The organism is Gemmatimonadota bacterium (genome assembly GCA_016719105.1).
Taxonomy (GTDB): domain Bacteria; phylum Gemmatimonadota; class Gemmatimonadetes; order Gemmatimonadales; family Gemmatimonadaceae; genus SCN-70-22.
On sequence record JADKAQ010000016.1, the window covers coordinates 1 to 15,273 of the forward strand.

Here is a 15,273-nt window from a genome sequence, read left to right on the forward strand (position 1 = left end):
GGGATCGAGCCCAGCGCCGCCGATCTGAGTCGCGGTCAGGCTGATGGAGTAGGCTCCGACGGTGAGGTTGGAATTGCTGAGATAGCTGCAGCTGGTGCCGGTGTAGGACTCGCTACCGACCATGACGTACGCTGGTTGGGGAACATTGGTGAAAGTGAGCGACGCCGTGGTGCCGTTGGCAGCGGTACAGCCGTAGGTGAGGACGCGGCCGTTGGCGTCGAGGAGCGAGATGTTGACGCGGCCGGGGCCGGTGAGTGCGACCGGCAGGGAGAGGGAGACCGTGAGGTTGCTGGCCCCGCTCAGGCCGAGCTGGAAGTAGTCGCGGTCGCCGGCGGCGCTGAGGGCGGCCGTGAGCGTCTGGCCGCTCGCGAGCGGCGTGGCGGTGGCGATGGTGTTGTTGGGTTCGAAGATGGGATCGAGCCCAGCGCCGCCGATCTGAGTCGCGGTCAGGCTGATGGAGTAGGCGCCGACGGTGAGGTTGGAATTGCTGAGATAGCTGCAGCTGGTGCCGGTGTAGGACTCGCTGCCGACCATGACGTACGCGGTCTGGGGAACATTGGTGAAGGTGAGCGACGCCGTGGTGCCGTTGGCGGCGGTACAGCCGTAGGTGAGGACGCGGCCGTTGGCGTCGAGGAGCGAGATGTTGACGCGGCCGGGGCCGGTGAGTGCGACCGGCAGGGAGAGGGAGACCGTGAGGTTGCTGGCCCCGCCCAGGCCGAGCTGGAAGTAGTCGCGGTCGCCGACGGCGCTGAGGGCGGCCGTGAGCGTCTGGCCGCTCGCGAGCGGCGTGGCGGTGGCGATGGTGTTGTTCGGCTCGAAGATGGGGTCGAGCCCGGTGCCGCCGATCTGGGTCGCGGTCAGGCTGATGGAGTAGGCGCCGACGGTGAGGCTGGAGTTGCTGAGATAGTTGCAGCTGGTACCGGTGTAGGACTCGCTGCCGACCATGACGTACGCGGTCTGGGGAACATTGGTGAAGGTGAGCGACGCCGTGGTGCCGTTGGCGGCGGTACAGCCGTAGGTGAGGACGCGGCCGTTGGCGTCGAGGAGCGAGATGTTGACGCGGCCGGGGCCGGTGAGTGCGACCGGTAGGGAGAGGGAGACCGTGAGGTTGCTGGCCCCGCCCAGGCCGAGCTGGAAGTAGTCGCGGTCGCCGACGGCGCTGAGGGCGGCCGTGAGCGTCTGGCCGCTCGCGAGCGGCGTGGCGGTGGCGATGGTGTTGTTGGGTTCGAAGATGGGATCGAGCCCGGCGCCGCCGATCTGGGTCGCGGTCAGGCTGATGGAGTAGGCGCCGACGGTGAGGCTGGAGTTGCTGAGATAGTTGCAGCTGGTACCGGTGTAGGTCTCGCTGCCAACCATGACGTACGCGGTCTGGGGAACATTGGTGAAGGTGAGCGACGCCGTGGTGCCGTTGGCGGCGGTACAGCCGTAGGTGAGGACGCGGCCGCTGGCGTCGAGGAGCGAGATGTTGACGCGGCCGGTGCCGGTGAGTGCGACCGGCAGGGTGAGGGAGACCGTGAGGTTGCTGGCCCCGCCCAGGCCGAGCTGGAAGTAGTCGCGGTCGCCGGCGGCGCTGAGGGCGGCCGTGAGCGTCTGGCCGCTCGCGAGCGGCGTGGCGGTGGCGACGGTGTTGTTGGGTTCGCACTCCGTTCCGGCCGCACAGGAGTTAACGACGCCCAACTGCGCGCTGCCGGAAATGCCATCGACGGTCGCCGTGATCGAGGCCTGACCGGCCGCAAGTCCCAGGACAACTCCGCTCGAACTGACCGAGGCGACCGACGGGCTACTGCTCCGCCACGTAACCGTACGACCGCTCATCGCACTCCCGATGGCGTCGCGCGCTGTCGCCGTCAGCGTCGCTGAGGCTCCGACTGCGAGCGAGAGCGACGTCGGGGCTACCGTCACGGAAGAAGTGGTCGACGTCAGCTGCACGTTTCTCACGTTGCTGGTGCTCGCCACAACCTGCACCGGACTCTCCGTCTTGTTCGGGAATCCGGTGCGCCGCACCAGGAGCGTGTACGTCCCTGCGGAGATCGCATTGAATCGGTACTCGCCTGCCTGACGAGTTGGCGTGGCCGTTGCCACCGTTGTGTCGGTGGCGATGGGCGTCCCGCTCACCACCCCCGCTCCGAGCCGCAGCTCGACGATCGCACCGCCGACGGGTACGGCGCTCGAGTTTGTGACGGATCCGCCGAGGTTGCCGGCCTGCTGTACCGGCTGCAAGCGGATCGTGCCAACGCTGTTCGTGGCGATCTTGACATCGACGTTAGGCACGCTCGCCGACGTGACCCCTGCCGCTCGCGCTGTCAGGGTGTAGATGCCGGTCGGGACGCCCGTGATGCGGAAGGTGCCGTCCGTAAGCGACTTGCCGATGGCGATGATGGATGCACCCTGCGCGAGCTCGATGTCGGCCCCCGCAAGCGGCGCAGAGGTGGCGGCGTTCACGATGGTGCCGGCGACATCCCCCGTGGGACGAACCGCCGAGGCAACGAAGGAGAGGATCGTCCCAGGGACCGACAGCGTTGTGGCCGATACTGACTGGTTGCCCACGCTTCCACCGAGGGTCCACGTGGCACGCGCACGGCCGTCGACGCCGGTCGGTACCGACGCAGGTGCGACCGTACCGCCCCCGGTCGCCACCGTGAAGCTGATCGGAATGCCAGCGACGCCCGCGTTGTTCTGATCCAACACCCGCGCGACGAGTGATCGAGGGAGCGCCGAGTTGGGGGGACCCGACTGGTTGTTGCCGTCGTCGATGACAAGCCGCAATTGCTGGGTCACGAGCGGTCCGCTGCCATTGCACTGCGGCCACTTCGTCTGGAAGAACGGATCGGCGGGACGATAGGTCCACTGGGCGAGCGCCCAGGAGAAGATCTGCACGTTGAACTGCAGTCCGACGTCGATCGCACTGCTGCATTCGTCCTTGTACGAGTTGTTCGAGATGGTGCGGCTCGCGCGAATGAACGGTTCCGCCCACACCTTGGGCCCAAGCACCTCATACAGGATGAGCTCGGCCTCGACCTTGGCGCCCAATTTGGCCGATGCGGCGAGGGTGGCGTTCGCCGTGAGCGAGGGCGAGAAGGCGGCCGTTGCGTTGCTGAGCGAGGCCCAGTTCCCGCGCAGGTATCGCGCGCCGGCCTTGATAGTGGCCTGGCTCGTGAAACCGGCGTTGACTCCGACTGCGCCGGAGACGTCGGCATCCATTGTCAGCACGTAGTTCAGCTTCACGCGACCAGCGACGGGCCAGGTGCCGATGAACGCGACGAACGGCTTGCTCAAGGTGAACAGCTGCTTCTCGAACGCGAAGAGCGGGTAGGAGCGGTTCATCGTGAGGGCGAGCGTGGCGTCGAAGTTCGCAACGCCAGAGGCCACCACTTCGAGCGAATCCAGCTTCCAGTTCTTCAACTCGGCGCCGAAGGCGAGGCGCGGAGAGAACTTCAACCGCCCGTCCTTGATCAACAGACCGTTCTGCGAGTCGCCCCAGAGCACCACGTTGTCGAACTCGAGCTGACCGTCGGTGGCATTGTAGACCACTCCGGGGACAGCGGACTGCAGGGCCGTCGCGCCCCATCGAATGCCGCTGACACCAGTCGAGATGTTCGAGTTGGCGAGGTCGAGGGTGACGGCGTCCGAGAATCGCCCCGATTGAACGGCGTCCGTGAGCGATGCCTCCGCCGTCTGCACGGTGAGCGTGCTCCCGGATCGCGTGGCCGAAACGACCTTTCGCAGGTAGCCGCCAGCTTCGGTGCCGGCGAGCACCGCTCCGGGCGCTGGCGTCGGCTCGTTGGCGGCGACCTGAAAGACGTACGTTCCTGCTGCCCTCTGACCGCTATCGCTGACGAGCTTGGATTTGGTCGAGTCGAAGACGACCGGGGTCGGCACCAACGGTACGGTCGGCGTCGACGCGCTGGAGAGGCCGGTTGCCGAAGCCGTCAACGAAAAGGTGGGCGCCGCGCCGTTGACGATGATGTTGGAAAACGTCGCCAGACCGTTGACCGGGGTCACCGTCGTCGTGCCGGCCAGGGTGACGCCGGAGACGCCCGGCGCCGGCGCGAGTGTCACCGCCGTCGTCGCGCTCGTGATGACCGCACCGCTTGCATCCTGGAGTTGTACCTCGAAGCTCGGCGCGACCACCTGTCCGGCCACGATGCGGTCGGGGACGGCGCTGAAAACGAGCTTGGTGGCGGTCGGCGCTGGAGGTGGTGGAGGGGGCGGGGGGGGAGGGGCGGGGGGATTGGTCACGCCGCCGGTGGCGCCACCCTTGTCACCACCGCCACCGCACGCCGAAAGAACAGAAAGGGCGACCGCCAGGGCGAAAGTCGCAGAAACTCGCAGGGATTGTGATCGGCACATCGTCGCAGCTCCAACGGCTATCCGGACGGCTCTCCCGTCCGAGATTTCGTGGCGAACGATGCATTCAGCGGCGTCAGCCGTGCGTCACATCCCAGAGGCGCGAGACGGGTTGTCGCTCACCTGCCACACGCTGGCCACTGTCTGCCCCCCTCGTTACCGTAGCCGCTGAGGCCGTCCGCGTTGGACGGCGAGACCCACTCAGCAGGCACCCTCGTGGCCAAGCGATCCACCCGCTCCAAGAAGACCGACACCTCCGCCAACCTCGGCTTCGAAGCCAAGCTCTGGGCCGCCGCCGACGCCCTGCGCAACAACATGGACGCGGCCGAATACAAGCACGTCGTCCTGGGGCTCATCTTCCTCAAGTACATCTCCGACGCCTTCGAGGCGAAGCACGCGGAGCTGGCGGCGCAGGCGGCCGACGGGGCCAATCCGGAAGATCCCGACGAGTACCGCGCCCACAACATCTTCTGGGTCCCCCCCGAGGCACGCTGGCAGTACCTCAAGTCGATGGCGCCACAGCCGACGATCGGGAAGCTGATCGACGATGCCATGGACGCCATCGAGCGCGACAATCCGTCGCTCAAGGGGGTGCTCAACAAGGAGTACGGGCGTCCGGGGCTCGACAAGCAGCGGCTCGGGCAGATCATCAACCTCGTCAGCGACATCGCGCTCGGCAGCGCGGCCGACAAGGCGAAAGACACGCTGGGGCGCGTCTACGAGTACTTCCTGGCGCGCTTCGCATCCGCCGAGGGGAAGAGCGGCGGGCAGTTCTACACGCCGTCGAGCGTGGTGCGCGTATTGGTGGAGATGCTCGCCCCGTACAAGGGGCGCGTGTACGACCCGTGCTGCGGCTCGGGCGGGATGTTCGTGCAGAGCGAGAAGTTCATCGAGCAGCATCAGGGTACGCTCGGCGACATCTCCATCTACGGGCAGGAGTCCAACTACACGACGTGGCGCTTGGCGAAGATGAACCTCGCCATCCGCGGGATCGACGCGCAGATCGGCCACGGCGACACCTTCCACAACGACCGGCATCCCGACCTCAAGGCCGACTACGTCATCGCCAACCCGCCGTTCAACGACAGCGATTGGCGTGGTGAACTGCTGAAGGACGACAAGCGCTGGGTGTACGGCGTGCCGCCGGCGGGGAACGCGAACTTCGCGTGGGTGCAGCACTTCATCCATCACTTGGCGCCGAGCGGCGTGGCGGGATTCGTGCTGGCCAACGGCTCGATGTCGTCGAACCAGTCGGGGGAGGGGGAGATCCGCAAGGCGATCGTGGAGGCGGATCTCGTTGATTGCATGGTGGCGTTACCGGGGCAGCTCTTTTACTCGACGCAGATTCCGGTTTGTCTCTGGTTCATGGCGCGGAGCAAGAAGAACGGGCGGTTTCGCGATCGACGGGGAGAGACGCTGTTCATCGATGCGCGCAAGATGGGGGCGCTGGTCGATCGCACGCATCGTGAGTTAAGCGGGGAGGACCTAACGAGGATCGCCGGGACGTATCATGCCTGGCGGGGCGATCCGGGCGGTGGCGCGTATGCGGACGTGGCGGGGTTCTGCAAGAGCGCGACGCGCGACGAGATGCGGAAGCACGGGCATGTGCTGACGCCGGGTCGGTATGTGGGGGCGGAGGTGGTGGAGGAGGATGGAGTGGCGTTCGAGGAGAAGATGAAGGAGTTGGTGGCGACGTTGCGCGAGCAGATGAACGAGGGGGCGCGGTTGGATGCGGAGATTGTGTCAGCGATTGTGAGGCTCGGCTATGGGCACTGAAGAAGTGCCTTTCTCGCAACTTCTGTCGCATGTCGTTGACAACAGGGGACGGACATGCCCCACATCGGATTCGGGTATTCCGTTGATCGCAACGAACTGCATCGACAACGCGCGCCTGTATCCCTCGTATGAGAAGGTGCGCTTCGTTTCTCAAGAGACGTACGACAGTTGGTTTCGAGGTCACCCGCTGCCGGGTGATATCCTCTTCGTGAACAAAGGCACGCCTGGTCGAGTCGCGTTGGTTCCGGACCCCGTCACTTTCTGCATAGCGCAGGACATGGTCGCGGTCCGTGCCGATCCGGCCCGAGTCTATCCTCGCTACTTGCTGGCCGCGCTTCGATCGGAGGTGGTTCAGGAGCGAATTGGGCAGCTGCATGTCGGTACGATGATTCCACATCTGAAGAAGTCAGATTTCGATCGACTGATGATTCCGATTCCTCCGAGCGATCAGCAGCAGCTCATCGGAGATTCTTACTTCAGTTTCTCCGCGAAGATCGAACTAAACCGCCGCATGAGCGAGACGCTGGAGGCGATGGCGCGGGCGCTCTTCAAGTCGTGGTTCGTGGACTTCGATCCGGTACGGGCGAAGGCGGAGGGACGGGAGACGGGGTTGCCGGAGGAGATTGCGGGGCTGTTTCCGAATGAGTTTGAGGAGTCACACCTCGGAGCGATTCCTGTCGGCTGGGCAGTCCGGGCGCTCGACGAAATCGCGGACTTCACTCGGGGGCGGTCCTACAAATCAGCGGAGCTGAATGAATCTGACACCGCGTTGGTGACTCTCAAGTCGTTTGCAAGAGGCGGAGGATATCGCGCCGACGGACTGAAGCCATTCGTTGGCCAGTACAAGCGCACGCAGGTCGTTCAACCTGGTGAGATCCTCATTGCCTGTACCGACGTGACCCAATCGGCAGACGTCATTGGGCGTGCGGCAATGGTTCGGGAGACATCGAGGTTTCGGACACTGGTTGCGTCTCAGGACACGATGATTGTGCGACCGCGAGATCGGATGACGACACGATCATATCTCTATCTTCTGTGCAGAGACGCCGCCTTCGTGTCGCACTCCCTTTCACACACAAGGGGAACCACTGTACTGCACTTGGGGAGTCAGGCGATTCCCAGCTTTCGGTTCTGCGAACCGCCGCGAGCACTCGTTCAGAAGTTCGACGAGATAGCTGGCAATGTCCTATTGCGAGCGCAGGACGCCCAGTACGAATCCGAGATTCTAGCGGGCTTGAGGGAAATGCTGCTGCCAAGACTGATGACCGGTTCTATCGCGATGACACCATTGCAGGTGCCCTAACAACTGAATCATGACTCAAGTTGAAGCACTCGCAGCGCTTCGAGCGCCGGAGCTAGCAGACGCCCTTCACAGATTGGACAACCTGATAGGTCACGGACAGAAGTGCTTTCTGCTCGGCGCCGGCAGCAGCCGATGCGCCGGACTTCCTCTGACCGCAGAACTCACTGAGGAGCTTCTTCAGAGCGCATCACTTGATGAGCCAAGCAAGCAGTTGCTGAATGCCGTGCGCACGCAGTTTGCCGACGCGAGTAACGCTACTTTCGAGGACTTCCTCAGCGAGATCGTTGATCTGCATGCAATCACACAGAGGCGTGATGCCCGTGCGTCCAGCATCAGAACGGTGAATGTCGGAGGCGTGGACTATGACGGTGCTCTCTTGCAGACGGCGATAGACAAGATCAAGCTCGGCATCTCTGCCATCATCGGAGAGAAGCGTACGATTGAGACGCATCGATCCTTCGTTCGCGCTACACACCGGAACACGCGAGATGGGCGATCCACTGGAGTGGTTGACTATCTTGTACTCAACTACGACACGGTGCTTGAGGATGCGCTTGCATTCGAGCGCATTCCCTACGCGGACGGTATCGACGGGGGCGCCTCCGGTTGGTGGAATCCGCTCGTATTTGACCGAGAGGGCCTCGGAGCCCGTGTGCTCAAGCTGCACGGGTCAATTGACTGGGTCGAACAGGGCGAGGATGTGCTGCCTCGCCGCATCGGTTCCTTCGTTCAGGGCGGAGATGCTAGCTCCCGTCGAATCCTCATCTGGCCCGCGTCGACCAAATACCGTGAAACCCAGCTGGATCCGTACGCTCAGATCTTGGCACGAGCGAGAAGCGTTTTGCGCCCGAACTTTGGAGAGCAGCGTGTGCTCACAATCTGTGGCTATAGCTTTGGTGACGCGCACATCAATGTCGAACTCGACAGAGCGCTAGGTGAGTCTGCTGGCAGTCTCACCGTTCTCGTTCTCACGAGCGAGGATCAGCCGACCGGCCTAGTGAAGCAGTGGCTGGACTCGCCAGCTATTCGGGACCGAGTCTTGGTGTACGCGAAGCGAGGATTCTTTCATGGCGGCCGCTCGCTGACGGTAGACACCGATCTCCCATGGTGGCAATTCGAGGTCTTTACACGTCTGCTTGGAGGGGAAAGGTGAACGCGGAGCGCCTGCCAGGGGAACCGATCGCGAATCTTGCCATCGGTAGAATCATTGAAGTGGACGGCTCTCATATCGTCGCTGAACTGGACAGGGGACTGATGGAACTGTCTCGCCTATTCGAAGGTGAGATCTACCCCATCGGTCAATTTGGTTCGATTCTCCGTGTGCACTTCGGTCGTCGCTTGATCTACGCGTTCGTTTCGCGTCTTCGCATGAAGGCCGAATATGACGCCGAACGGGGCCTCAGTACGACATCCAGTGCCGACGAGCGCATTGTAGAGGCGGACCTCTTCGGCGAGGGCGAGTGGACCCGAGAGTCTAACGGCGCACCGCACCTCCGCTTCGAACGAGGCGTTACGACGTACCCGCTTCCACAGCAGCTCGTCTATCTCACTCCGAAGGCGGAGTTGCGAGCGATCTATGGTGCCACAGATGGGAAGGTAGTCATTCGTCTCGGAGAGCACGTTGGCTCCGGCGGAGCACCGTGCTATGCAGAGATGAATGAGCTACTTGGAAAACACACGGCCGTCTTGGGCTCTACGGGAGCGGGAAAGTCCTCGGCAGTAGCCGCCATTATTCACAGCGTGCTTGATAGGGGGCTGGACGCGCCGCATTCGACATGGTGCCCGAGGATCATTGTGCTGGACCCTCATAACGAGTACGGAGCGGCGTTTCCTTCGCACTCACGTCTGTCAACAGATGATGGAAGTCTCTCGCTTCCCTATTGGCTGCTTAGTTTCCAGGAGACAATCGCGCTTGTGGTCGGCAAGACTGAGTTCGTTGCCACGTCTCAGGCGAACATAGTCAAGAAGGCGCTTCTCGAGGCGCGACTCGAGGGTTGCGATGTTCTTGGCCTGAAGAAGGCGGGCATCACGGTCGATTCACCGGTTCCTTACAAGTTGGCAACGCTGCGAAGCTTGATTGAAGCAGAGAAGAACCTCTTGACGGCGAGCAAGCAAGACTCGCACAACGGAATTCTTCAGAAGCTTGAAGTGCTTGCCGCTGACGCGCGCCTGCAGTTCTTGATGGCTGATTGGAACGGAGCAAGCTCGGATCCTTTCCCCGCCGTCATTCAGAACGTTCTCGGCGATGAGAGGCAACCGCGTGTCATTGATCTTTCGGGTGTCCCCAATGAGGTAGCAGGAATCTCAAGTGCTGCTATCGCGCGATCACTGTTCAACCTTAAGGTGTGGCAGACTCCGGAAGAGCGCGCGTGCGATCCTGTGTTGTTCGTTTGTGAGGAGGCGCATCGGTATGTACCCAATAGCGGCGAGGCGCAGTACGAGGCGGCTCAAGACGCGGTTCGACGTATCGCGAAGGAGGGTCGCAAGTACGGCATCGGTCTGCTGCTTGTGTCCCAGCGTCCGAGCGAAGTCGAAGCCACGGTGCTGTCTCAGTGCAATTCATGGTTGGTGCTGCGCATCACTAACGGGACCGACAGAGAGCACGTGAAGTCGATTCTACCTGACTCGCTGAGCGGCCTGACTAGCATGCTGTCGGGACTGCGACGGCAGGAGGCAATCTTCGTCGGCCAAGCGGCGATGCTTCCGTCCCGCATTGTCATTCGCGACTTGTTGCCGAGCCAGCTACCGAGATCCAACGATGTTGACTTTGATCAAGGATGGCAGAATGTCCCGATGACTGCAGCGCAGCTCGAAGATGTCGCGAGACGTTGGCGCTATCAAAGTAGATAAGGCTGGTGCACCTCTGACCTGGTTGTTGGTGACTGATTGTTGACACTTGGTCAGGAGCATCTGGCGTTCGACACATGCCAGACGACACCGACCGAAACCGAACGCTGACGCTCGCCTGCAGCATCGAATCCGTCGGCCCCCTTAGTGCCCGAACTGCGGCGCATTCACAGCATGGACGCTGATATCGTGAGCACGCTCGCCGCCTCCGGCGAATCCGAGATGCTGGAGTTCAAGCGCTCGACCGGGCAACGCACCGACGTGGCCAAGACCGTCTGCGCCATGCTGAACAATCGCGGCGGGAAGGTCCTCATCGGCGTAGAGCCCGATGGGTCGGTGATCGGGCAGGACGTCGGCGACCAGACCATCGAGCAACTCGTGCAGGAGCTGAACCACATCGATCCTCCTGCCTTCCCCGGCATCGAGCGCGTGACGGTATCGCACGGGCGCGAAGTTCTCGTGGTTTCGGTCGCCGGGGGGCGCAGTCGTCCGTACACGTACCGCGGGCGCGCATATCGTCGCATCGGCAGCACCAATCACGAACTGAGTCGCGACGAGTACAACACCGTCCTGCTCGAGAGACTCCACGGCGAGCAGCGGTGGGAGATCGAGGCGGCGTCGACGTTCACGATCGCCGACCTGGATACGAACGAGATCGTCGTCACCGTGGAGGAGGCGATTCGTCGCGGCCGTCTCGAGGATCCCGGAACGCGCGATCCCGCGAAGTTGCTGCAGGGGCTTGGATTGCTTCGCGCCGGAACGCTGCTTCGCGCGGCGGCGGTCCTGTTCGGTCGTCCGGAACGCTTGGAGACCGACTATCCGCAGTGTCTGCTCAAGGTCGCTCGGTTCCGTGGCACCGATCGCACGGAGTTCCTCGACAATAGGCAGTTTCGCGGCCACGTGTTCGACCTCTTGCGGAGGGCCGAACGCTTCGTGCTGGAGTCGATCCCGATCGCGGGGCATATCGAGCCGGGACGGCTCGAGCGGGTCGACCAACCGCTGTACCCGCTGCTCGCCGTGCGTGAGGCGCTCGCCAATGCGTTCTGCCATCGCGAGTACTCCTGGGCGGCGGGCTCTGTTTCGGTGGGGATCTATGATGACCGGCTGGAGGTGACGTCGTCGGGATCGCTGCACTTCGGGCTGACGCCCGAAGCGCTCTATGATCCGCACGAGTCGCTGCCGTGGAATCCGCTGATCGCTGGCGTGCTCTATCGCCGTGGGATCATCGAACAGTGGGGACGGGGGACGCTCAAGATGTCGGAGCTGATGGCGGCGGCTGGGCTTCCGAGGCCGGAGATCGAGGCGATTGCGGGGGCTGTTCTGGTTCGGTTCAGGCCGGGGCGCTACGATCCACCGTTACGCGTTGGGATCGACCTGAGCGACGTGCAGCGGGCCATCCTTGCCTTGCTGGCACAAGAGCGAGCAGGCGTGTCTCGGCACGACATCGCAGCTCGTCTTCAGCCGCCGGTGACAGCCCGGCAGGTGAAGGGCGAGTTGGCCGCGTTGAAGCGACTCGGCTTGGTCGACTTCTCTGGCCGCACCAATCAGGTTCGCTGGAAGTTGTTGTCATGATGCCACTTGGCCGAGTTGGGCCGAGTTGGGCCGAGTTGGGCCGAGTTGGGCCGAGTTGGGCCGAGTTGGGCTGGGCCGTGCCGATCTAGAGTATGGTGCAAAGAGCGCTCAAAGCCGAGATTGGCACCTTCGCTGCGATGCGCCATGAGCGGCGCAGAATCGAAGGTGAATTGGCGGTCCAGTTTCGCCAGTTCGGGGACACGGGGGGAATCTGGGCGTGACGCGGACTGAGCAACGGACTGAGGAACCGACGTGAACTCCAGCTTCACGGAGTCCGTCGTCGAAGACGCCGCCCTCGCCTGGCTCTCAGCCCTCGGCTACACCGTCGCCCACGCCCCGGACCTTGCCTACGGCATTCCCGGCGCTGAGCGCACCGATCCCGCCTTTCGCGACGTCACGCTCGACGCGCGCCTGCGAACCGCGCTCACCCGCCTCAACGCCAAGCTCCCACCCGACGCCATCGACGACGCGTTCCGGAAGCTGACGCGGACCGAGGCCCCGTCGCTCGTCGAACGCAATCGCGCCGTTCATCGCCTTCTGGTCGACGGCGTCCCGGTGGAGTACCGCCGCCCCGACGGCTCCATCGGCGGCGCGCAGGCGCAGGTGATCGACTTCGACGAGCCCGCGAACAACGACTGGCTCGCCCTCAACCAGTTCACCGTCGCCGACGGACAGCACACGCGCCGCCCCGACATCGTGCTCTTCGTCAACGGGTTGCCGCTGGCGGTGATCGAGCTCAAGAACGCGGCCGACGAAGAGGCGACGGTGTGGAGCGCGTACCAGCAGCTCCAGACCTACCAGGCGCAGGTGCCCGCGCTCTTCGCGTACAACGCGGCGCTCATCGCCAGTGACGGCGTGCAGGCGCGCATCGGCGCGGTTGGGGCGGGGAAGGAGTGGTTCAAGCCGTGGCGCACCATCACGGGGCAGACGGTCGCCGACGGATCGCTCCCCGAGTTGCAGGTGATGCTGCAGGGCGTGTTCGAGCACCGGCGCTTCCTCGACCTGCTGCGCTACTTCATCGTCTTCGAGGATCAGGGGGCGGGAAAGCTCTCGAAGAAGATGGCGGGATACCACCAGTTCCACGCCGTGAACGTGGCGGTGGAGGAGACGCTGCGTGCGGCGCAGCTACCGCGAGCAGTCGCGGGCGCCACCGGGCGCTATTCAGCGAGCCCGCAGCCGGGAGGGACGCCGGGCGACCGGCGCGTGGGGGTGGTGTGGCACACGCAGGGATCGGGGAAGAGCCTGACGATGGCCTTCTACGCCGGGCGCGTAGTGCTGCACCCGCAGATGGAGAACCCCACGCTCGTCGTGCTCACCGACCGCAACGATCTCGACGACCAGCTCTTCGCCACCTTCGCCCGCTGTCGTGAGCTGCTGCGGCAACCGCCGGCGCAGGCGAGCGATCGCGCCGAGTTGCGCGCCAAGCTAGCCGTTGCCTCTGGCGGGGTGGTGTTCACGACGATCCAGAAGTTCTTCCCCGAGGAAAAGGGGGACCGGCACCCCATCCTGTCTGAACGCCGCAACATCGTCGTGATCGCCGACGAGGCGCACCGTTCGCAGTACGACTTCATCGACGGATTTGCCCGACACATGCGCGACGCGCTCCCCAACGCGTCGTTCATCGGCTTCACCGGGACGCCGATCGAGCAAACTGACGCCAACACGCGCGCCGTCTTCGGCGACTACATCAGCGTCTACGACATCCAGCGCGCTGTGATCGATGGGGCCACGGTCCCGATCTACTACGAGAGCCGACTGGCGAAGCTCGAACTCAAGGACGCCGAGCGCCCGAAGATCGATCCGGAGTTCGAGGAGGCGACCGAGGGAGAGGAGGTCGACCGGAAGGAGAAGCTCAAGTCAAAGTGGGCGCAGCTTGAGGCCGTCGTCGGATCGGAGAACCGCATCCAGCTCATCGCCCGCGACCTCGTCGCGCATTTCGAGAGCCGGCTCGAGACGCTCGACGGCAAGGCGATGGTCGTCTGCATGAGCCGGCGCATCTGCGTGGACCTCTACGAGGCCATCGCCGCGCTGCGCCCCGCGTGGCACCACGAGGACGATGAGGGGCGATGAAGATCGTGATGACCGGGTCGGCGACAGACCCGCTCCCGTGGCAATCGCACATTCGCAGCAAGGCGCGCCGAGAAACACTGGCTGGACGCTTTCGTGATCCGAAAGACGGTTTCCGTCTCGTCTTGGTGCGCGACATGTGGCTGACGGGGTTCGACGCGCCATCGCTGCACACCATGTACGTCGACAAGCCGATGCGCGGGCATGGACTCATGCAGGCCATCGCGCGGGTGAACCGCGTGTTCAAGGACAAGCCGGGTGGGCTGGTGGTCGACTACCTCGGGCTCGCCGAGGAGCTCAAGAAGGCGCTGGCGACCTACACGGAGAGTGGTGGGACAGGGAAGACCGCACTCGACCAGGACGAAGCGGTCGCGGTGATGCTGGAGAAATACGAGATCTGCCTCGGCCTCTTCCACGGCTTCGACTGGTCCAAGTGGACGAGCGGGAGCGCGACGGAGCGTCTCGGCCTCCTTCCCCCTGCGCAGGAACACATCCTGGCGCAGGAGGAAGGGAAAGCAGCGCTGTCTGAGGGCGGTCACCGACCTCGGGAAGGCCTTCGCGCTGAGCGTTCCGCACCCTGAGACCATCCGCATCCGCGACGACGTCGGCTTCTTCCAGGCCGTGCGCGCAGCTTGCGAAGGGGAACGCCGACGTCACGCGCAGCGACGATGAGCTGGACCGCGCCATACGCCAGATCATCTCCAAGGCCGTAGTGGCCGACGGCGTGATCGACATCTTCTCGGCGGCAGGGCTCAAGAAGCCCGACATCTCGATCCTCTCCGACGAGTTCCTGGCCGAGGTGCGGCACATGCCGCACCGGAACCTCGCCGTGGAGCTGCTGCAGAAGCTCCTGAAGGGAGAGATCAAGGCGCGCGGGCGGCGCAACGTGGTGCAGGCTCGGTCCTTCTCGGAGCTGCTGGAGCAAGCGGTGCGGAAGTACCAGAACCGCGCGATCGAGACGGCGCAGGTGATCGAGACGCTGATCCAGCTCGCCAAAGACTTACGAGCCGCCAATGCGCGCGGGGACGCGTTGGGGCTCACGGACGATGAAGTGGCGTTCTACGACGCGCTGGCGGCCAATCAGAGTGCGGTGGAGGTGCTGGGTGAGCCGCAGCTGGCGGTTATAGCGAGGGAGCTGGTGGCGACGGTGAAGAAGAACGTCACGATCGATTGGACGATGCGGGAGAGCGTGCGGGCGCAGTTGCGGGTGCTGGTGAAGCGGATCCTGAGGAAGTATGGATATCCGCCGGACATGCAGGAGAAGGCGACGGTGACGGTGATTGAGCAGGCGGAGGTGTTGTCGGAGGGGTGGGTTGGGGTGTAACGGTTCGCCCTCCGCTGCCAATAGAACAGAGCGCGAA

The 15,273-nt window shown here is 63.8% G+C and carries 6 protein-coding genes and 1 pseudogene; 6 read left to right on the top strand and 1 reads right to left on the bottom strand.

Features of this window, described 5'->3' with window-relative positions; translation table 11 throughout:
* Positions 1-4,239: carboxypeptidase regulatory-like domain-containing protein (locus IPN47_16145; GenBank protein MBK9409545.1), on the bottom strand; the 4,239-nt coding region annotated here is incomplete at its 3' end.
* 324 nt (positions 4,240-4,563) lie between these two features.
* Here IPN47_16145 and IPN47_16150 point away from each other — a divergent pair.
* The 6 genes and pseudogenes from IPN47_16150 (at position 4,564) to IPN47_16175 (ending at position 15,236) form a co-directional block, all read left to right on the top strand.
* Complete coding sequence (locus tag IPN47_16150) at positions 4,564-6,123, top strand: SAM-dependent DNA methyltransferase (protein ID MBK9409546.1); 1,560 nt, start codon at positions 4,564-4,566, stop codon at positions 6,121-6,123.
* Positions 6,113-7,426 carry a restriction endonuclease subunit S gene (locus IPN47_16155; protein MBK9409547.1) on the top strand — a complete coding sequence of 438 codons (1,314 nt, stop codon included), beginning with the start codon at positions 6,113-6,115 and terminating at the stop codon, positions 7,424-7,426. The genes IPN47_16150 and IPN47_16155 overlap by 11 nt, the downstream gene beginning before the upstream one ends.
* A 10-nt stretch (positions 7,427-7,436) precedes the next feature.
* The gene (locus IPN47_16160) at positions 7,437-8,579 is read left to right on the top strand and encodes an SIR2 family protein (GenBank protein MBK9409548.1); all 1,143 of its coding nucleotides are present in this window, start codon (positions 7,437-7,439) and stop codon (positions 8,577-8,579) included.
* Positions 8,531-10,276: a DUF87 domain-containing protein gene (locus IPN47_16165; GenBank protein ID MBK9409549.1), complete on the top strand. Its 1,746-nt coding sequence runs from the start codon at positions 8,531-8,533 to the stop codon at positions 10,274-10,276. Before IPN47_16160 ends, IPN47_16165 begins: the two co-directional genes overlap by 49 nt.
* Before the next feature lie 171 nt (positions 10,277-10,447).
* Positions 10,448-11,845, top strand: a complete 1,398-nt coding sequence (locus IPN47_16170; protein MBK9409550.1) for a putative DNA binding domain-containing protein — start codon at positions 10,448-10,450, stop codon at positions 11,843-11,845.
* Positions 11,846-12,097: 252 nt separating this feature from the next.
* Positions 12,098-15,236 (top strand): annotated as a pseudogene (locus IPN47_16175) (type I restriction endonuclease subunit R).
* Positions 15,237-15,273 lie beyond the last annotated feature (37 nt).

Coding starts and splice junctions, on each gene's coding strand:
- IPN47_16170 (MBK9409550.1), top strand. CDS start 10,448: ATGGACGCTGATATCGTGAGCACGCTCGCCGCCTCCGGCGAATCCGAG.
- IPN47_16165 (MBK9409549.1), top strand. CDS start 8,531: ATGGTGGCAATTCGAGGTCTTTACACGTCTGCTTGGAGGGGAAAGGTG.
- IPN47_16155 (MBK9409547.1), top strand. CDS start 6,113: ATGGGCACTGAAGAAGTGCCTTTCTCGCAACTTCTGTCGCATGTCGTT.
- IPN47_16160 (MBK9409548.1), top strand. CDS start 7,437: ATGACTCAAGTTGAAGCACTCGCAGCGCTTCGAGCGCCGGAGCTAGCA.